The sequence below is a fragment of the Enterobacter sp. RHBSTW-00593 genome (assembly GCF_013784105.1).
GTDB lineage: Bacteria > Pseudomonadota > Gammaproteobacteria > Enterobacterales > Enterobacteriaceae > Enterobacter > Enterobacter ludwigii.
The window spans coordinates 1,216,234-1,236,974 of sequence record NZ_CP056393.1 but is presented as its reverse complement, the minus strand read 5'-3'; the positions used below and the strand labels follow the sequence as shown (position 1 = coordinate 1,236,974).

At 52.9% G+C, this 20,741-nt stretch carries 16 protein-coding genes; 10 read left to right on the top strand and 6 right to left on the bottom strand.

Translation table 11 applies throughout. The annotated features are described in order from the left end of the window. Positions 1-149: 149 nt before the first annotated feature. The 7 genes from HV242_RS05785 to HV242_RS05755 all read left to right on the top strand — a co-directional run bounded on the left by HV242_RS05785 (position 150) and on the right by HV242_RS05755 (position 9,872). The gene (locus HV242_RS05785) at positions 150-2,399 is read left to right on the top strand and encodes a TonB-dependent siderophore receptor (protein ID WP_020885035.1); all 2,250 of its coding nucleotides are present in this window, start codon (positions 150-152) and stop codon (positions 2,397-2,399) included. A 120-nt stretch (positions 2,400-2,519) separates the two neighbouring features. Continuing rightward, positions 2,520-3,182, top strand: a complete 663-nt coding sequence (gene entD / locus HV242_RS05780) for an enterobactin synthase subunit EntD (protein ID WP_063858362.1) — start codon at positions 2,520-2,522, stop codon at positions 3,180-3,182. Positions 3,183-3,687: 505 nt separating this feature from the next. Further along, complete coding sequence (locus tag HV242_RS05775) at positions 3,688-3,858, top strand: hypothetical protein (protein ID WP_154816602.1); 171 nt, start codon at positions 3,688-3,690, stop codon at positions 3,856-3,858. 102 nt (positions 3,859-3,960) lie between these two features. Then, positions 3,961-4,221: a hypothetical protein gene (locus HV242_RS05770; protein WP_050737410.1), complete on the top strand. Its 261-nt coding sequence runs from the start codon at positions 3,961-3,963 to the stop codon at positions 4,219-4,221. A 149-nt stretch (positions 4,222-4,370) separates the two neighbouring features. Then, on the top strand, positions 4,371-5,645 hold the full coding sequence (locus tag HV242_RS05765) for an HlyD family secretion protein (RefSeq protein WP_044866907.1): 1,275 nt from the start codon (positions 4,371-4,373) through the stop codon (positions 5,643-5,645). Then, the gene (locus HV242_RS05760) at positions 5,638-7,770 is read left to right on the top strand and encodes a peptidase domain-containing ABC transporter (protein ID WP_044866908.1); all 2,133 of its coding nucleotides are present in this window, start codon (positions 5,638-5,640) and stop codon (positions 7,768-7,770) included. The genes HV242_RS05765 and HV242_RS05760 overlap by 8 nt, the downstream gene beginning before the upstream one ends. Further along, positions 7,767-9,872 carry a prolyl oligopeptidase family serine peptidase gene (locus tag HV242_RS05755; RefSeq protein ID WP_044866910.1) on the top strand — a complete coding sequence of 702 codons (2,106 nt, stop codon included), beginning with the start codon at positions 7,767-7,769 and terminating at the stop codon, positions 9,870-9,872. The genes HV242_RS05760 and HV242_RS05755 overlap by 4 nt, the downstream gene beginning before the upstream one ends. 84 nt (positions 9,873-9,956) lie before the next feature. On the opposite strand, the gene betT is transcribed toward HV242_RS05755, so the two are convergent. Next, positions 9,957-11,990: a choline BCCT transporter BetT gene (betT, locus tag HV242_RS05750; RefSeq protein ID WP_014169058.1), complete on the bottom strand. Its 2,034-nt coding sequence runs from the start codon at positions 11,988-11,990 to the stop codon at positions 9,957-9,959. Positions 11,991-12,118: 128 nt separating this feature from the next. Between betT and betI the strand changes: the two genes are divergently transcribed. Genes betI through betA form a run of 3 tightly spaced genes read left to right on the top strand, consistent with a single transcriptional unit; the run spans position 12,119 to position 15,871 of the window. Continuing rightward, a complete protein-coding gene (betI, locus tag HV242_RS05745) occupies positions 12,119-12,706 on the top strand; it encodes a transcriptional regulator BetI (RefSeq protein WP_020885037.1) in 588 nt (195 codons plus the stop codon). 13 nt (positions 12,707-12,719) lie between these two features. Further along, positions 12,720-14,192: a betaine-aldehyde dehydrogenase gene (gene betB, locus HV242_RS05740; RefSeq protein WP_014169056.1), complete on the top strand. Its 1,473-nt coding sequence runs from the start codon at positions 12,720-12,722 to the stop codon at positions 14,190-14,192. A 14-nt stretch (positions 14,193-14,206) separates the two neighbouring features. Beyond that, entirely contained in the window at positions 14,207-15,871 is a 1,665-nt protein-coding gene (gene betA, locus HV242_RS05735) for a choline dehydrogenase (protein WP_050737411.1), read from the top strand. A 46-nt stretch (positions 15,872-15,917) separates the two neighbouring features. Here betA and HV242_RS05730 read toward each other — a convergent pair whose 3' ends face one another. From HV242_RS05730 to budA, 5 genes are all read right to left on the bottom strand, one after another. Further along, positions 15,918-16,616, bottom strand: coding sequence for a GNAT family N-acetyltransferase (locus HV242_RS05730; protein ID WP_050737412.1), 699 nt, complete (start codon positions 16,614-16,616; stop codon positions 15,918-15,920). A gap of 162 nt (positions 16,617-16,778) precedes the next feature. Beyond that, positions 16,779-17,252, bottom strand: a complete 474-nt coding sequence (locus tag HV242_RS05725) for a cold-shock protein (protein ID WP_014169053.1) — start codon at positions 17,250-17,252, stop codon at positions 16,779-16,781. A gap of 131 nt (positions 17,253-17,383) precedes the next feature. Beyond that, positions 17,384-18,154 (bottom strand): (S)-acetoin forming diacetyl reductase, encoded by a 771-nt coding sequence (locus HV242_RS05720; protein ID WP_040016887.1) that lies wholly within the window; start codon positions 18,152-18,154, stop codon positions 17,384-17,386. A gap of 20 nt (positions 18,155-18,174) precedes the next feature. Then, positions 18,175-19,896 (bottom strand): acetolactate synthase AlsS, encoded by a 1,722-nt coding sequence (gene alsS / locus HV242_RS05715; protein WP_086463059.1) that lies wholly within the window; start codon positions 19,894-19,896, stop codon positions 18,175-18,177. Continuing rightward, positions 19,868-20,647, bottom strand: coding sequence for an acetolactate decarboxylase (gene budA / locus HV242_RS05710; protein ID WP_025204708.1), 780 nt, complete (start codon positions 20,645-20,647; stop codon positions 19,868-19,870). Before budA ends, alsS begins: the two co-directional genes overlap by 29 nt. Positions 20,648-20,741 lie beyond the last annotated feature (94 nt).

Genomic DNA, 20,741 nt, shown 5'->3' with positions numbered 1-20,741 from the left:
GTGGGAAGCGCGCTCATAAAACAACCATGCCACGCGTTGTGTGCGCTCGAGGACGGGGCTGCTTACGCAAACTGCGGGTGACACCATGCCGCCTCCTCTCCCTTTCGGGAATGGAGCCCGGGGATGCGGCGCGAAAAGCAGGACGTACAATGAATAAGAAGATTCACTCCCTGGCCTTGCTGGTCAACTTAGGGATTTACGGCGTTGCGATGCCAGCGCTGGCAGACGACAACACCGCCAACGCGCAGCACGAAGACACCATGGTGATCACCGCCGCAGAGCAGAACCTGCAGGCACCAGGGGTATCGACCATCACCGCCGATGAAATCCGTAAAAACCCGCCCGCACGTGACGTGGCCGAAATCATCCGCACCATGCCTGGCGTTAACCTGACCGGGAACTCCACCAGCGGACAGCGCGGCAATAACCGTCAGATTGATATTCGTGGTATGGGTCCGGAAAACACCCTGATCCTGATTGACGGCAAGCCGGTCACCAGCCGCAACTCCATCCGTCTGGGCTGGCGCGGCGAGCGAGATACCCGCGGTGACACCGGCTGGGTACCGCCAGAGATGATTGAACGCATTGAGGTCATTCGCGGCCCGGCCGCAGCTCGCTACGGTAACGGTGCGGCAGGCGGCGTGGTGAACATCATCACCAAAAAATTCGACAACCAGTGGCATGGCTCCTGGAACACCTACCTGAATGCTCCAGAACATAAGGATGAGGGTTCCACTAAGCGCACCAACTTCAGCCTGAGCGGCCCGCTGGGCGGCGACTTCAGCTTCCGCATGTTTGGTAACCTGGACAAAACCCAGGCCGATGCGTGGGACATCAACCAGGGTCACCAGTCCGATCGTACCGGTACCTATGCCGACACCCTGCCTGCAGGCCGTGAAGGGGTCGAGAACAAAGACATTAACGGCGTGGTCCGCTGGGACTTCGCGCCCATGCAGTCCCTGGAGTTTGAAGCGGGCTACAGCCGCCAGAACAACCTCTACGCGGGTGATACCCAGAACACCAACAACGACAACAGCTCCAGCGGTCTGGTGAAGAAAAACTACGGTAAAGAGACTAACCGTATCTATCGCCAGAACTTTGCGGTGACCTGGAACGGCGGCTGGGATAATGGCATCACCACCAGCAACTGGGCGCAGTACGAGCACACCCGCAATTCGCGTCTCGGCGAAGGCCTGGCGGGCGGTACGGAAGGATTGTTCAACAGCAATAAATTCACCGACACCGACCTGGCTGATGTGATGCTGCACAGTGAAATCAACCTGCCGATTGATTTCCTCGTCAACCAGAACCTGACGCTGGGCACCGAGTGGAACCAGCAGCGCATGAAGGACTCGACCTCCTTCTCGCAAACCCAGCAGGGCGGGACCATTCCGGGGCTCAGCAACGATCGTAGCCCGTATACCTCGGCGGAGATCTTCTCCCTGTTCGCCGAAAACAACATGGAGCTGACGGACAGCACCATGCTGACCCCGGCGCTGCGCTTCGATCACCATACGATCGTCGGTAACAACTGGAGCCCGTCCCTGAACCTGTCGCAAGGCCTGGGTGACGACTTTACGCTGAAGATGGGTATCGCCCGCGCCTATAAAGCGCCGAGCCTGTACCAGACCAACCCGAACTATCTGTTGTACAGCAAAGGCCAGGGCTGCTACGCCAGCTCCGACGGCGTGGGTTGCTACATGATGGGTAATGACGACCTGAAAGCCGAAACCAGCATTAACAAAGAGATTGGTCTGGAGTGGAAACACGACGGCTGGCTGGCGGGCGTGACCTGGTTCCGTAACGACTACCGCAACAAGATTGAAGCGGGGTATGCGCCAGTCGGCCAGACCTCCACCAGTAAAGTGACCACCGATATTTACCAGTGGGAAAACGTGCCTAAAGCGGTGGTTGAAGGTCTGGAAGGCTCCCTGAACGTGCCGGTCAGCGACACGATCAACTGGACCAACAACATCACCTATATGCTGCAAAGCAAGAACAAGGAGACCGGCGACCGTCTGTCGATCATCCCGGAGTACACGCTGAACTCAACCCTGAGCTGGCAGGTACATCAGGATGTGTCGCTGCAGTCGACCTTCACCTGGTACGGCAAGCAGCAGCCGAAGAAGTACAACTACAAAGGCCAGCCGGTGACCGGGTCTGAGAAAGACGAAGTCAGCCCGTACAGCATCGTTGGCCTGAGTGCGACCTGGGACGTGACCAAAAACGTCAGCCTGACCGGCGGCGTGGATAACGTCTTTGATAAACGCCAGTGGCGCGCGGGTAATGCCCAGACCACCGGCAACGCCACAACCGGTGCGTATATGTACGGCGCGGGTGCATACACCTATAATGAGCCGGGCCGAACCTGGTTTATGAGCGTGAACACGCACTTCTAAGGCAGGCTGTGTCTCCCCTCTCCTGCCGGGAGAGGGGCTGAATGTCTTCCTCTCCCGGCAGGAGAGGATCGGGGTGAAGGCATCAGGCCGCACTATTCCTCAACGTCAGGACGAGAAAACATGCGCACCACCCACTCCACATTTCGTCTTGCCGGAACCACGGTCCACCAAATTACCTTCGATCCCACCACCTTTACCGACGCCGACCTCCTCTGGCTTCCTCACCAGGCCCAGCTAACCGACGCCGGACGAAAACGAAAAACCGAACACCTTGCCGGTCGCATCGCCGCCGCCCACACACTCAGAGCGATTAACGAATGCGCCGTTCCCGGCATCGGTCCCAGCGGGGAACCCCTCTGGCCGGAAGGCATCACTGGCAGCATTACCCACAGCGGTACACAGGCGATGGCGGTGGTTGCGCGCTATCCGCATGCGCTAATCGGCATTGATCTGGAAGCCATTCTTTCCGAAAACGAAGCTCACGAAATAAAGGAAGGTGTCATCGACGCACAGGAAGAAACACGCCTATTGCAGTCGGGCAAGCCTTTCGCGCTTACATTGACGCTCGCATTCAGCGCCAAAGAGAGCCTGTTTAAAGCGCTTTTTCCTGTAGTGAGGGAATACATGGGATTTGAATGCGCACGGGTCAGTGCATTGAATGAGAAAACGCTGGTATTAAAACTTGCCCAACCCATAGGGTGTTATTACGAGGGATTGTGTTTTAACCTGGCATGGCAAATTATGGACGAAAGCGTATGCACGTTGCTCGTCGTTCAGGAATAGTTTTGACTTTTTATCCGAAAAATTCAACACCCTACTCTTTTGATAAAATATCATTACTGAAAACAAAACAATTATTAATATAAAACCCAACCACAAAGAAATATCCTTGCAGCTTTATCACGCCTACGATCATGTATAAAAAATATAGCACCTCACAACCTATCTCGATGTGGGAAACATACACCCCTTGAGTGCAAATGTTAAGAGAATCTATCCCTTCCTACTACTTTTAATAGTTAGATAAAACCAATTTAATTTTAGAACATAATCCACAACTCGCCACCATGCTTTCCATAACAGAATTACGCAACGAAACTTAGAGGTAGGTCAAAAACCCAAAGATAAAAAAACCGTGAAAGATGAAATAAGTCATTTCCATTTTCTTTATTTCAGGAACATTATGTTAAGGCTGTTTTACTTTAACTCCATATAACTAAGGAAAGTCTAATGCGTGAATTAAATCAAAATGAAATGAGTATTGTGGCCGGTGGTATTGGTGCCGGTAATGGGAACGGTAATCACAGTGGCAACGGCAATGGCAATAGTGGTGGTAATGGTGGTACCTGTAATGGCGGCAATGGTGGTAATGGTGGCCGCGGCGGTAATGGCGGTAATGGGGGTAACGGCGGAAGCTGCGGCGGTGGCAATAATGGCGGTCGTCGATAGCCATCATTAAAAACCAAAACGACGACCCGCTGTAAGTTTGTCATGGCGGGTCGCTGTGCGTGATGCATTACTTTATCAGGAGTAAAAATGCGAGAACTACTGAAATCAGAGAGTGAAGGTATTTCTGGGGGTTCGCAATGCGATGGTGGAAGTGGAGGTAACGGGGGCGCAGGCGGTAATGGCGGCCGCGGAGGTAATGGAGGAACCTGTGGTTCTGGAAATGGTGGTAATGGCGGTAACGGGGGACGAGGCGGGAACGGAGGTGATGGTGGAAATGGTGGCCCTGGAGGGAAAGGGGGCAAAGGCGGTAAAGGTGGTCCCGGTGGACACGATGGCCGTAACGGTAGGGATGGTTGAGTCGTCGAAGAAATAGTATTACCGAAGCGCAGCAAAGCAAATTACATATGCAGGAAAAAACACGACACCCCTGGATATGCAGAATAACCAGGTGCAATTGACTTAAAATTGTCACCTGGTGAACCACACAAAATCACGAAATCTTTTAAAAAAAGGAAAAAGTGCGTGTATCGCCAAAAAGCGGTTGATCACAAAAAATTGAGATGGCAAGGAAGAGCCATATTACTGTCTGGGATCCCTGTTTGGTTGGTTGCAGGGCTATCTGTTTTTTTTGTTATTGCTTTTCTAACCTTCGTCCTAACGTTCACCTATACGAGAAGAATAACTGTAGTGGGAGAAATAACCACCTATCCTCGTTCATCTAACGTTTACGCCAGTGTTCAGGGGGTGGTAGTTAAACAATTTGTCAAAGAAGGTCAACTGCTCAAAGTAGGTGATGCTATTTACATGATCGATGTTAGTAAAAGCACACGTAGCGGTGTCGTCAGCGATAATCAGCGTATGGATGTTGACAACCAGCTGACACGTATATCTCAAATCATGTCTCTTCTCCAGGAAAATAAAAAAAACACTCTTGAGATGCTCAAAAAACAAAAAGAACAATATAGCGCTGCTCTCAAACGTTCCTCAGATATTATCACCCAAGCCCAGGAAGGCCTCCATGTAATGAAAACTAACATGGAGAACTACCGGCATTATCAGGCGCGTGGTCTTATTACTCAGGATCAGCTGATTAATCAGATAGCCTTATACTACGAACGACAGAATAACATGATTAACCTGTCTGCCCAGAGTGACCAAAACGCGTTGCAGGTAACAACACTGGAGAGTCAAATTCAGACGCAGGCCGCTGAATTTGATAACCAGATTCATCAAATGGAACTTCAGCGCTATGAATTGCAAAAAGAACGTCTGAGTATTGATGCTGGAGGCGCTATTATTATCCGAGCCATGGCTAACGGGAGGGTAGATTCCCTTAGCGTCACCGTCGGGCAGATGATCAAGCCGGGCGACAGTCTGCTACAAATCATCCCATACAATATCGATCATTTCTCTCTTGTCATTTGGGTACCGAATGACGCAGTCCCCTATCTTAATGCTGGAGACCGCGTGAACATCCGCTATGAAGCCTTTCCTGCTGAAAAATTCGGTATGTTTGGCGGAGCAATTTCTGTCATCTCACGTTCCCCAGCCTCCCCACAGGAAATGCAAACCTATCAAGGGGCGCTTAAAGTGGCCTCATCTTCAGCTGCACCCTACTACAAAGTTATTATCAAACCTGACAGACAAAATATTGCGTACGCGGGTAAACGTCTGAGCTTGGGTAATGGAATGCAAGCTCAAAGCACCTTATTTCTGGAAAAAAGGAAGATCTATCAGTGGATGCTTTCCCCCTTCTACGATATGAAAAATAGCATAGAGGGCCCGATAAATGAGTAAACGTGCTTTTAAAACGCTTCTCGGACAACTCGATCTTCATCTGCGTTCTCGGGTTCCACTAGTTCATCAAACGGAATCCTCAGAATGCGGTTTGGCATGTCTTGCGATGATTTGTAATCACTTTGGAAAAAATAGCAATCTCATCTCCTTGCGACAACAATTCAACCTATCTGCACGTGGGACAACACTGGCAGGAATGAAAGAAATTGCTGAACAATTAGGACTTGCATCTCGCTGTTTATCCCTGGAACTTCATGAACTCAACTCGCTTAAGATCCCCTGCATCTTACATTGGGATTTTAACCATTTTGTAGTTCTGGTCGGTGTGAAACAAAATCGAGTGATCCTACACGACCCTGCCAGAGGCCGTAGAACGATAAATCTCGAGGAAATGTCTCAATACTTCACTGGCATAGCACTCGAAGTATGGCCTGGAAGTACATTTACCGAAGAGCAAGAAAGTCACCACTTCAGCCTCAAAGCCCTTGCAGCAAAGGTACATGGTCTTAAGGGTACGCTAGCGAAAATATTTTTCTATTCGCTCATTATTGAATCCATAAATCTTCTTATCCCGATAGGTACTCAGCTTGCACTGGATCATGCTATTCCCGCTGCAGATGTGGGCTTACTGACACTGATTTGTATTGGTCTGTTACTCTTTACTTTCTTACGCCTGGCATTGAGCGCACTGCGTTCATGGTCTTCATTATTAATGACTACGCTCATCAATGTTCAGTGGCAATCCGGGTTATTTTCACATTTACTGCGGCTACCTTTGAGTTATTTTGAGCGACGCAAGTTAGGTGACATTCAGTCGCGCTTTGGATCGTTGAACACTCTTCGGGAAACCTTTACCAGTAGTATCGTTGGAGCACTCATCGATGGAACGATGTTGATCGGTGTTGTCATTATGATGGCACTTTATGGCGGCTGGCTCACAGGCGTTGTTATGTGTTTTACTGCTCTGTATGTCCTCATCCGTCTTATGACGTACAGTACCTACCGCGAATTATCGGAGGAAATTCTCGTTAGAGACGCCCGAACCCGATCTTATTTCATGGAAACGTTGTACGGTATAGCGACCATTAAAATGCAAGGTTTTAGTGAAAGAAGAAGCATCCACTGGCTGAACCTGGAAATTGACACAATTAACACTGAAATAAAAATCACCAAAATGGATTTGCTTTTTGGTGGCGTAAACTCCCTTATCACTGCTTGCGAGCAGATAGCAATGCTATGGCTGGGTTCAAGACTCATTATAGATAACGATATAACAATTGGGATGTTCATCGCTTTCGGTGTATTCAGAGAACAATTTGCCGACAGAGTTTGGTCATTAACTAATTTCCTGACTAAGTTGCGCATGATGCACCTTCATAATGAACGTGTGGCAGATATTGCACTTAATACTCAGGAAAAGAAAAAGCCCGATAGAGAAATATTAAAAACGATGAAACCTGTAGCCCTAGAAATAAATGCATTAAGCTACCGATATGATGACCATTCGGCCGCTGTCTTTCGTGGTCTTTCTTTCCAGGTTTTAGCTGGAGAAAGTGTGGCAATTACAGGCCCGTCAGGTGCAGGTAAAACAACGCTTATGAGGGTTCTTTGTGGATTGTTTGAACCGCAGACAGGTTCAGTAATGATCGATGGTAATGACATTCAACAACTTGGTTTAAACAATTACCGCAAAATAATCGGGTGCGTAATGCAGGATGATAAGTTATTTTCTGGTTCTATTAGAGAAAATATTTGTGGCTTCGATGAAAATGCCGATTACGAATGGATGGAAGAGTGCGCTCGCGCAAGCTTTATCCATGGTGCTATTGTAAAAATGCCCATGGGATACGATACATTAGTTGGAGAACTTGGTGAGGGGTTGTCTGGAGGACAGAAACAACGCATCTTTATTGCCCGCGCACTTTATCGTAAACCCGGGATATTATTTATGGATGAAGCAACCAGTGCCTTGGACGAAGAGAGTGAAACGTATGTTAATCAGGCTATCAAAAAGCTAAACATCACCCGAATAATCATTGCTCACAGACAATCAACCATCGCATCTGTTGAGCGTGTGATTCGATTAATGCCACAGACAGAACAGCATGGACTGCACTCTGAATGAAAAATTGCGTAAGACTGAGTATAAAACCGACATTATTCATAATAGTCATTTTGTTTGGCTGCGTTTTTTTCACTCATGCCCATGGGAGAAACGCTGATGTTGACAACAACGTAGATCCTTATCGCTGGATGGAAACCGACGGACAACAGACAGCTCGTTGGCTAAGCCATCAATCAGACCAGGCGGTTAAAATATTACACACCCTCCCCTGGCGAAATGCACTGGCGAAAAGACTAAGCATACTGGTTAACACAGAACCAACTCTATCTGATATCTATGATGCGGGCGATCGTCGTTTCTACCTACGATCGACAACTGAACATCCTTATCTGCGGCTTTTTGTGCAACAAAAGGGAAAACCTGAACGAGTGGTTATTACCCCTCCCGTCGGATATGGGATTAATTTTTTTAGCCCATCTCCAGACGGTCACTATGTGGCTTTTGGATTATCGAAAAATGGTACTGAAACTACGGCAATAAATGTCATCAGAGTTGCGGATGGTGTCGTATTAAAAGATGAAATTTCCGCGGTTCGCTATCCTAATGTTGTCTGGGCAGCGGATAACCAGTCATTTTATTACAGTCTTAACGATACAACTCATGATACCGGGCGACAAACATGCGGAAAAGTCTACTACCATCATTTAGGGAGCCAAAATGATGTTATGACTTTTGACTGGCATACTCTCCCGGAATTGACACAGAAGAAATGTGAAAACGTTAATTTGTTTGCATCCCCCGACTCTGCATATCTCATCGTTTATTTTTCGAAATCAATCAGTGGTTATGGCGGCTATCTTTTTTCTGCAAAAAACGATCCCGCACTCAACGGAATATTACACTGGGCCAAAATCATTGATGTTGATGAGAATGTTTCTGCCTTTGTTTGCTCTGGAAAGTGGATTTATTTTGCTAACATGAATTCATCATCAGGTTACGATATCTCAAGAGTCGATCTGAGTACTCCTACTTCAAAACGAGAGCATGTGATGAGCTGGGCAAATGGTGAGCTCACCCAGCTAACCACCAGTCGGGATTCACTTTATATTGCATACCATGACTCTGGTACCAATAAATTCGTACGTATTCCTTTTGAAGACCCGAATAAACACCAGTTCATTCCAGCACCAGCAGATGAAAATGTGAGTGCAATATTCGCCAGCAATAACCGCAAGGATATCCTCTTCACCCGACAGAGTTGGCTCACGCAACCTGCTATTTTCCAGTATAACCCGGTCAATAATCGCATCAGAGATACGAATTTAATATCACCGGTAAAACAATCCTTTACAGACTATGTGACGGAAGAAATATGGGTTCTCACAGCAGATAACGTCCGCGTTCCGTTAACTTTAATTCATCATAAAGGAATTGAACACAATGGTGCCACCCCCATCTGGTTGACAGCTTACGGCGCTTATGGAGTAAGTACCCTTCCTGAATTTGATATTTCCCGCTTGCTCTGGCTTGAACAAGGCGGAGCCATCGCAATCGCGCATGTTCGAGGAGGAGGTGAACTGGGTCCAGCATGGCATGAAGGAGGTAGAGCGAATAAGAAAGAAAATTCTATTAATGATTTTATTCGTTGCGCTGAATATCTCGTTGATAATAAATACACCTCACCGTCAAAATTGGTGATCAGTGGTGAGAGCGCGGGGGGGATTATAATTGGTATGGCAATGACGCTTCGCCCAGAACTATTTTCAGCTGTGGCGATAGACGTCGGAATACTTAATACCAGTCGACTGGATAAAATTCCAATAGGCGAGATGAATTTTGAAGAGTTGGGTTCACCTTTTACACAATCAGGTATGCTCAATTTGTTAAAAATAGACGCTTATCAGCATCTGGTTCCAGGTAAACGCTATCCCCCGGTGTTGTTAACGGTCGGCCTGCATGACCAACGTGTCTCCACCTGGCAGACAGCAAAATTCGCAGCCCGATTGCAGACAATAAACAAACCGTGGAATGTTCCGGTGCTGGTATTAGCTTACAGTCAAGGAGGACACAATGCGGCCACCTACGCAGAAGCTGATTCAAAATTAGTCGACACTGTGAGTTTCTTTATATGGAAAACCGGTATTCATTTTCAGAATCATTAATATTGCGCAGCACGAATGTGCCACGCCATTAAAAAAAGCGGTACCCTGCTCCAGGATACCGCTTTATTCACTTAGTTATCCCGCTCAAACATCCGGGAACATCACGCTATTCCCCGGCGCCTCGCGATGGAGGTGAATAAAGTTCAGGTGCCGCTCATACTGATCCAGTATGTCCGTAATTACCTGTTCCTTACTGTAATCCATCAGGTCATTCCCCTGGCTCCCTTCCAGCAGGAACGTCTCAAGGCGGTAATACGTTGATTTCCCACTGCGTGCGCGATAGGTAAATCCGGGCACCGAATACTGCTGTGGCCAAATCTGGTAGACAAAGTTTTGTTCGTCGCCCATATGCACCAGCAGATCCAGGTGTCCCAGAGTCTCACCGTCATCCGGCGGCAGGTTTTTCAGTTCAACATACGCACCACGCAGCTTCAGCTCCTGCGCCACCTCTTCCATCGCCGGGAAGCAGACCGTTTCCATCATCTGTTTGGTGTAGCGCGTGCCCGGATAGTTCATCAGGCGTGACAACCGCTTTTTCCAGCTCAGTCTGTCCTGCGCACCCATCGGGCGTGGCGCGGTATCGCGGCTGGCGCTGACGCGGCGGTAATCTTCCACCTTGAGAGATTTATACAACCCGGCCATCACGAAGAAGATCACGAAACTGAACGGCAGACCCATGATCACCGTGGTGTTCTGCAGGGCAGAAATACCGTTGGTCATCAGCATGCCCAGGGTCAGCAGGCCAATGGCGACAGACCAGAAGATGCGCAGCCAGTTAGGAGCATCGCTGTTAATGTCCTTGAGCTTCGAGGTAAAGTTCCCCAGCACCAGCGCGCCGGAATCCGCCGAGGTGACGTAAAACAGCAGGCCGGTAATGGTCGCAACAGAGGCGCTAAAGGTAAACGCCGGATACTGCGCCAGCAGGCTGTAGAACCCCCGCTCCGGATGCACCATCGCTTCCTGCGCAAACGTCGCATTGCCGTGAATGATCTCGTGCAGCGCGCTGTTGCCGAACACCGACAGCCACAGCAGCGTAAAGGTGAACGGGATAATCAGCGTGCCCATCACAAACTGACGAATGGTACGTCCACGCGAAATACGCGCCAGGAACAGGCCAACAAACGGCGACCACGCGACCCACCACGCCCAGAAGAACAGCGTCCAGTTGTTCATCCACTCGACCGGGCGATCGAAGGCGAAGCTGTTCAACGTCATACCCATAAAGCGGTTCACGTAATCACCCACGTTCAGCACTAACGCATTGAGCAGGAATGACGTATCGCCCATAAACAGCACGAACAGGATCAACCCCAGCGCCAGCGCGACGTTCAGCTCAGAAAGCACGCGAATGCCCTTGTCCACGCCGGAGGTAACCGAAATGGTGGCGATAATCACCGACAGCGCGATCAGCGCCGCTTTGGCCGCCATGGAATCCGGGATATCAAACAGCACGCTCAGACCGTAGTTGAGCTGCACCACGCCGATACCGAGCGTGGTGGCGATCCCAAAGATGGTACCAATCACCGCCGCGATATCCACGGTGTGTCCAATCGGTCCGTTAATTTTTTTACCGAAAATCGGATAGAGCGCGGAGCGGATCGTGAGGGGTAAATTATAACGATAGCTAAAGTATCCGAGCGCCATCCCCATCAGGGCATACATCGACCAGCCGGTTAAGCCGTAGTGGAACAATGTCCAGACCATCGCCTGTCGCGCGGCCTCCATCGTCTGCCCCGCCCCTTCCGGTGGCTGCATATATTGCGTGACCGGTTCCGCCACAGAGAAGAACATCAGGTCAATACCAATGCCCGCGGCAAACAGCATCGCGGCCCAGCTCAGCAGGCTGAACTCGGGTTTTGACTGTTCCGGCCCGAGCTTTACCGAGCCAAAGCGCGAGCAGGCGATGCAGACGACGAAGACGATATAGAGCGTCGCCGCCAGCAAGTAGTACCAGCCGAAGGTCTTCGACACCCAGTTAAGGGTGCGCCCAATCCACTCGGCAGAAAAATCGCTAAAGAAGATCGTCATCAGGGAAAACAACAAAATCAGTCCTGCGGATGTATAAAAAACAACCGGATTGATTTTGTCCTTTTCTCTGTCTTGCGAAAGATCTGTCATCCAGTACCCCCACTGTTTTTGTAACTATTGAAATCCAAAACCGCAACAATTAAGACACATTTTATATTGAACGTCCAATCAAAAACCGCTTTAATGGTTAACCAACGCTGATGAATGGAGTGGCAAAAATGCCCAAAGTGGGGATGCAGCCAATCCGGCGCAGGCAACTGATCGACGCCACGCTGGAAGCAATAAATGAAGTGGGAATGCATGACGCGACCATCGCGCAGATCGCCCGTCGGGCGGGCGTTTCCACGGGCATCATCAGTCACTATTTCAAGGACAAAAATGGCCTGCTGGAAGCGACCATGCGCGACATCACCGGCCAGCTGCGCGACGCGGTATTGAACCGTTTGCATGCCTTACCGCACGGCAGCGCTGAGCAGCGTCTGCAGGCGATTGTCGGCGGCAATTTTGATGAAACCCAGATCAGCGGCGCGGCAATGAAAGCCTGGCTGGCCTTCTGGGCGAGCAGCATGCATCAGCCAATGCTCTACCGTCTGCAGCAGGTGAGCAGCCGCCGTCTGCTGTCGAACCTGGTGTATGAGTTCCGCCGCGAGCTGCCGCGCGAACAGGCGCAGGAGGCGGGTTACGGGCTCGCGGCGCTGATTGACGGGCTGTGGCTGCGCGCCGCGCTGAGTGGCAAACCGCTGGATAAAACCCTGGCCCAGTCGCTCACCAGCCACTTTATTAGCCAGCATTTACCGACCGATTAACCGAGGAGAATTTATGTCCCGAATGGCAGAACAGCAGCTTTATATCAATGGTGGTTATACATCGGCCACCAGCGGTCGCACCTTCGAGACCATCAACCCGGCCAACGGTGAAGTCCTGGCGATCGTTCAGGCCGCCGGGCGCGAGGATGTCGATCGCGCCGTAGAAAGCGCGCAGCGCGGGCAAAAAATCTGGGCGGCAATGACCGCCATGGAGCGCTCGCGCATTCTGCGCCGTGCGGTAGACATTCTTCGTGAGCGTAACGACGAGCTGGCGAAGCTGGAAACCCTCGACACCGGCAAAGCGTACTCAGAAACCAGCACCGTTGATATCGTCACCGGCGCGGACGTGCTGGAGTACTACGCAGGGCTGATCCCGGCGCTGGAAGGCAGCCAGATCCCCCTGCGCGATACCTCATTTGTCTATACCCGTCGTGAACCGCTGGGCGTGGTCGCGGGCATTGGCGCATGGAACTACCCGATCCAGATCGCCCTGTGGAAATCCGCGCCAGCGCTGGCCGCAGGTAACGCGATGATCTTCAAGCCGAGCGAAGTGACGCCCCTCACCGCTCTGAAGCTTGCCGAGATCTACACCGAAGCGGGTCTGCCGGACGGCGTGTTCAACGTTCTGCCGGGCGTGGGCGCAGAAACCGGCCAGTTCCTGACCGAGCACCCGGGCATCGCCAAAGTCTCCTTCACCGGCGGCGTTGCCAGCGGCAAAAAAGTGATGGCCAATTCGGCGGCCTCGTCCCTGAAAGAGGTGACGATGGAGTTGGGCGGGAAATCCCCGCTGGTTATTTTCGACGATGCCGACCTGGATCTCGCGGCGGACATCGCCATGATGGCCAACTTCTTCAGTTCCGGCCAGGTATGCACCAACGGCACCCGCGTGTTCGTGCCGGCGAAATTCAAAGCCGCGTTTGAGCAGAAAATTGTTGAGCGCGTGGCACGTATTCGCGCGGGCGATCTGTTCGATGAACGCACCAACTTTGGCCCACTGGTGAGCTTCCCGCACCGCGAAAACGTGCTGCGCTATATCGCCAAAGGCAAAGAAGAAGGCGCGCGTGTACTGTGCGGTGGCGACGTGCTGAAAGGCGAAGGCTTTGACAACGGCGCGTGGGTGGCTCCCACCGTGTTCACCGACTGCACCGATGAGATGACCATCGTGCGCGAAGAGATCTTCGGGCCGGTGATGTCCATCCTCACGTACGAAACCGACGAAGAGGTGATTCGTCGCGCCAACGACACCGATTACGGTCTGGCGGCGGGCATCGTGACTGCCGACCTGAACCGCGCACACAGCGCGATCCACCAGCTTGAAGCGGGTATCTGCTGGATCAACACCTGGGGTGAATCCGCGGCAGAGATGCCGGTTGGTGGCTACAAACACTCCGGCATTGGCCGCGAGAACGGCGTAATGACGCTCCAGAGTTATACCCAGGTGAAGTCCATCCAGGTTGAGATGGGTAAATTCCAGTCCATATTTTAACCGGGAGGTTTTTTTTGCAATTTGACTACATCATTATTGGTGCCGGCTCTGCCGGCAACGTACTGGCAACACGACTGACGGAAGATCCCAATACCACCGTTCTGCTGCTTGAAGCGGGCGGCCCGGATTACCGTTTTGACTTCCGCACCCAGATGCCTGCCGCGCTGGCGTTTCCCTTGCAGGGCAAGCGTTACAACTGGGCGTATGAAACCGAGCCCGAGCCGCACATGAACAACCGCCGTATGGAGTGCGGTCGCGGCAAAGGGCTGGGCGGCTCATCCCTGATCAACGGTATGTGCTACATCCGCGGTAACGCGATGGATCTGGACAACTGGGCAACTGAGCCGGGTCTGGAACACTGGAGCTATCTCAACTGCCTGCCCTACTACCGTAAGGCAGAGACCCGTGACGTGGGGCCAAACGACTACCACGGCGGCGACGGCCCGGTGAGCGTGACCACCTCTAAACCCGGCGTAAACCCGCTGTTTGAAGCGATGGTAGAAGCCGGTGTGCAGGCGGGCTACCCGCGTACTGACGACCTTAACGGCTATCAGCAGGAAGGCTTCGGTCCGATGGACAGAACCGTGACGCCGCAGGGCCGTCGCGCCAGTACCGCACGCGGCTATCTGGATCAGGCGAAATCACGCCCGAACCTGACCATTCGCACCCATGCCATGACCGATCACATTATTTTTGACGGCAAACGTGCGGCAGGCGTCGAGTGGCTGGAAGGCGAGAGCACGATTCCGTCAAAAGCGACGGCCAGCAAAGAGGTGCTGCTGTGCGCCGGGGCGATTGCCTCTCCGCAGATCCTGCAGCGCTCCGGCGTGGGTAACGCGGAACTGCTGAAGCAGTTTGACATCCCGCTGGTACATGACCTCCCGGGTGTGGGTGAAAACCTGCAGGATCACTTAGAGATGTACCTGCAGTACGAGTGCAAAGAGCCGGTTTCTCTCTACCCTGCCCTGCAGTGGTGGAACCAGCCGAAAATTGGCGCGGAGTGGCTGTTTGGCGGCACCGGCGTGGGAGCGAGCAACCACTTTGAAGCGGGCGGGTTTATCCGCAGCCGCGAGGAGTTTGAATGGCCGAATATTCAGTACCACTTCCTGCCGGTCGCCATTAACTACAACGGGTCGAACGCGGTCAAAGAGCACGGTTTCCAGTGCCACGTTGGCTCCATGCGCTCACCAAGCCGCGGGCATGTACGGATTAAATCACGCGATCCGCATCAGCATCCGGCGATCCTGTTCAACTATATGTCCCACGAACAGGACTGGCAGGAGTTTCGCGATGCGATCCGCATCACCCGTGAGATCATGCACCAGCCGGCGCTGGATAAATACCGTGGACGGGAAATCAGCCCGGGCATTGAGTGCCAGACCGACGAACAGCTGGACGAGTTTGTGCGTAACCACGCTGAAACCGCCTTCCACCCGTGCGGCACCTGTAAGATGGGGTATGACGAAATGGCCGTGGTCGACGGCGAGGGTCGCGTTCATGGGCTGGAAGGATTACGCGTGGTGGATGCGTCCATTATGCCGCAGATCATCACCGGCAACCTGAACGCCACCACCATCATGATTGGCGAGAAAATTGCCGATGCCATTCGCGGACGCGAGCCGCTGGCGAAGAGTACCGCGGCATATCATGTCGCCAACGGTGCACCGGTTCGCCTGTAACGCAGTTTGCTAAGCAGCCCCTCTCCCAACGGGTGAGGGGCATATTTTACAGACGAAACGCCTCCAGCTTTTTACGCTGCCGCCCTTCCCCGTCAAAATTCACTTCAGCCAGCCAGGCGCGGAGTTCGGCATCCCGCTGTGGCCATTCGCCATCAATGATTGACAGCATATCGCTGTCGCGGTTGCGCCCTTTGCGCACCAGCTTCTGACGCAGCCGGCCTTCCCAGACAAACCCCAGCCTTTCCGCCGCATTACGCGAGGCAGTGTTCATTGAATCGCACTTCCACTCCAGCCGACGATAGCCATGCTCGAATGCATTCCTGAGCAGCAGCCATACGGTTTCCGTGCCGAGGCGGGAGCCTTTCATCTTGCGTGACCAGGTGACGTGGCCGATCTCCACCGACCCTTGCATGCGCTCTATTGCCATATAGCTCACCAGCCCCACCGCTTGCCCGGTACGTAAATCGATGACGGCGTACGGCACCAGCTCATCATCCAGTACTTTGCCAAGGACCCATTCTGCGGTGTCTTCAACGCTCACGGGCTGGGTGCTGACAAGCCACGTCCAGTCGCTGTCGTCCCCCAGCGCATAGGCCTCATACAAATCTGCCGCGTGGCGTTCGGCATCCAGCGGCTCAAGACGACAATACTGACCGACGAGCGGAGTGCGGGTTAACGCACGGGCGCATTTCCAGTCGGGGACGATATCGTTAACAGTTTGACCATGTTGATTAAGCTCGGGCACGGCGTTGACTCCCGGAAGGATAAGGGTTTTGTTATAGCAGGTTAAAAAGCGGACGAAAAGAGACGCGGCGTATCGCCTGCTCGGGAAAACGGGGGAAGTGGCGTTTGCACGCCAGGATGACAGCGGTACGCCGGGTAAGACGTCGTCCTACCCGGCAAAGCATTATTTCAGCAGCTTCACCGTAGCGTCGATGTCGATCTCATCTTCCGTGAAGATCATCGTCGTATTCTGGAAGGTGGTGATAGCCAGCTTCTTCACCGTGCGCATTTCACCCGGTTTTTTGTCAGACTTGGGTTTGATGTTGTTCATCAGCAGCCCCACGGACAGTACCGCGTTCTCTTTATCGATGCCGGTATCTGCTGGCTCTTCTTCGCTGAACACCACAAACGATTTGATCGAGGTGAGCTTCACGCGCTCGCCTGCGATATAGAGGTGTTTGCTTTCCGGGATCACCTTCACCGCATAGGCGGAAAGGCCTTTGTTGTTGGTTGTGGGCTCGAAGGTCACCGCTGCGTCTTTCTTAATCAGATCAGGGTTGGCGACCTTAATCACATGAAAATAGCGGTTGTCACCGTTTTCATCTTTGATAAATCCAAAGCCTTTATCTTTAAACCACGTTGTGATTGTACCGTTCATCGCTGTTACCGCCTGTCAGATCTCTAAGACTAAAGTTTTGCAGCGCGCAGTGTAATCCACAATGGCTGAGGAGACAAAAAAAAGCCCCTGCACGGGGGCAGGGGAAAACTCATGTCAGAGCTTATTAGTATTTAGTTGAACACCATACCACCGTCAATCAACAGGGACTGACCGGTCATGTAGTCGGAATCTGGCCCGGCGAGATAAGAGACACAGGCGGCCACATCTTCGGGTTCGGACAATCTGCCAAGCGTAATGCGTTTGGCAAACGTTTCAGTGCCGTAGCCGAGCGGTTTACCCGCCGCTTCGGAGACCTGGCGGTCAATTTCCGCCCACATCGGCGTTTTGACGATGCCCGGGCAGTAAGCGTTAACGGTGATCCCTAATGGCGCAAGATCACGTGCCGCCGTCTGGGTTAACCCGCGTACCGCAAACTTACTGGAACTGTAGACCGCCAGTTCAGGGTTCCCGGTATGGCCTGCCTGTGAACAGGCGTTGATGATCTTGCCGCCGTGCCCTTCTTTACGGAAGGCGTCAATGGCGGCCTGGATACCCCAGATAACCCCTTTGACGTTGATGTTGTAAACTTTGTCGACAATTTCCGGGGTGATCGACTCAATTGGCGTGGAAGGCGCGACCCCGGCATTGTTGACGATCACGTTGAAACCGCCCAGCGCGGTGCGGGCTTTTTCCACCGCTGCAAACACCTGCTCGCGGCTGGAGACATCCACCTTCACGGCGACGGCCTTCCCCCCATTGCGGACGATCTCATCGGCAACGGCTTTTGCTGTCTCTTCGTTGTAATCCGCGATGGCGACGGCAAAACCGTCTTTCACCAGGCGAAGCGCAATCGCTTTACCAATCCCCTGGCCTGAGCCTGTTACGAGAGCAACTTTTTGCATTTCTCTGTCCTTATATTGATTCACAAAATCTGGCTGAGATGGAGCTGGCCCATCAGCAGCGGGTTATCGCTATAGTCGACGGGAATGGCGACCACGGCCGGGCCATCGACATCCATTGCAGCACGCAGCGTAGGCTCCAGCGCATCCGCGCTCTCGACGGCAAAGCCTTTCGCCCCAAAGGCATCGGCATAGACTTTGAAATCGACCGGGCCGAACTCTACGCCGGAAAGGCGCTGGTATTTTTTCTCTTCCTGGATCGCAACCATGTTGTAGGCGTTGTCTACCCAGATGATGTGCAGCACATTGGCGTTAAGACGCACGGCGGTTTCCAGCTCCATGCTCGACTGCAGGAAGCCGCCGTCACCGGACACCGAGACCACCTTGCGGCCAGGATTGACCAGCCACGCACCAATCGCCCACGGCAGTGCAACGCCCATGGTCTGCTGACCGTTAGAGATCATGACCTGACGTGCGCGGAAGCTATAGAGATAGCGGGCGATCCAGATGTGGAAGCTCCCCATATCAACGGTAAGCGTAACGTCGTTATTGACGATGTCCTGCATGGCCCGCACGATGCGCAGCGGATGCAGGGCAAACTGATTAAGCGAGGCGCCACGGCGATCGAGCAGATCCCGTTGATGCTGACGATCGACCAGGATTTCTGACGCACGTGCGCTGAGCTCCAGTTTGTGGGCGATCCGGCTCGCGAGCAGGTTCAGCGTTTCGGCGATGTCCCCCACCAGCTCGAGGTCAGGCACATAATTGCGTTCTTCATAAGCGGGCAGCACATCGATATGCACCAGCGTGGCGTCGCCGCTGTTCCACATGGACGGTTCGTATTCCACCGGGCTGTAACCGATGCAGATAATCAGATCCGCCAGATGCAGCAATCTGTCGCCTGCCTGGTTGTTAAAGAGGCCGACACGTCCGGCAAAGCGGGTGAAATGTTCCTGATTCACCGCCCCGGCCGCCTGATAGGTACTGGTGACCGGGATGCGGCTTTTCTCCAGCAGCTTACGCAGCGCGGCGCTGTTGGCAGGCTGGCTGGCCATCAGCCCCAGTAAAATGACCGGATTTTTGGCTTTTTCGATAAGCTTCGCCACGTCGTTAATGGCGGACTCCGGTGCTGGCCCCATTTTGGCAGTACTGCTGCCCGGCAAAATCGCGCCCGTGGCGGGCTGGTCGACAATATCCTGCGGCAGGCTGACGAACGCGCCCCCAGGCCTGCCGTGCTCGGCGGCGCGAAACGCGTTCGAGACCACTTCGGCAATCGCATCCGGTGAACTCACCTCTACGGCGTATTTCGTCACCGGGCTGAACATGGCGACCGTGTCCATGCTCTGATGCACCAGCTTCGCTTTATCTGCCCGCTTCACGGCACCGCCCAGCGCGACCACCGGATCGCCCTCACTGTTGGCGGTGGCAATCCCGGTGATCAGGTTTGAGCAGCCCGGTCCGGAGGTGACTAGCGCGACCCCGGCCTTGCCGGTGAGGCGCCCTACCGCTGCGGCCATAAACGCCGCGTTCGCTTCGTGGCGCACGGGAATGATTTCGATGGAGGAATCGAGCAAGGAATCAAACACTTTGTCGATTTTTGCACCCGGAATACCGAAAACCTGCTTCACGCCCTGCGCTTCCAGCTGGCCTACGACCATATCGGCGCCATGCGCCCACTGACGTGCCTGTTTATCACTGTTCACGGTGGTTCTCCTGTTAGTTTTCGACGGAACGGATTGCAGCATCAAGGTTGCTGGGGTGAAGGTTGGCCTGTAAAAATGCGCTGTCGGCAGGCAGGTCGATCATCAGTTTGTGAATTTCACCGAAGGTCAGCACGCCGCTCTCAAGCTGGTAGTCGAGCAGATGCCCGCCGCCCTGACGATCGTCGGTGATAAAATGTTCGTGATATCCCGCGACGTTAATGCCCTGCATATGCTGCGGCGTGCGGAACCCGACCAGTACCCCTTCTCGCTGGTTAAAGCGGAACACCGGCTGGTCGTCCAGCACGTCGGTCATCGCACGGTATGGCGGCTTCTGACGCGGAACGGTACGGGTGTGGGCATGGCGGAAATTACCGTCGATGCGTAACGCACAGAACAGGTTATCGGAGGGGATTTGCTGGTCGATCACGTCGTGGATCTGCTGACGGCTGACCGGCGCATCGAAGGTTTTGCGATACTGCGGCTGGAACCAGGTCATCACCGCAAACGGTGTTTTTTGCTCCGGCTTCGCGGCACGGGCACTCCCGTCGGCGCGCAGTTGATACACCTGGCTGCTGAAGGCAATCATTTCGCCATCCAGCTCGTTGAACGTACCCAGACCAAAATCGCCGTGCGCAAGCAGATCGGCGATAGTGGTATCCCCCTCGTACACGCCGCTTAACAGGGCGCTCATTAGCGATGTCTGATAGATCACGCTGTCAGGATGCTGGGCAGAAAACCCACGCAGGGTCTCGCACAAACTGGCCTCACAGTCGCATGCAGATGAATGCACCATCATGCTCGTCCTCTTCAACTTTATTTAGAAAGGTTAAATAAATGTTGACCCGATTCAGCATAGAGTTCCAATATAGAATCCATGCTGGTTTGAG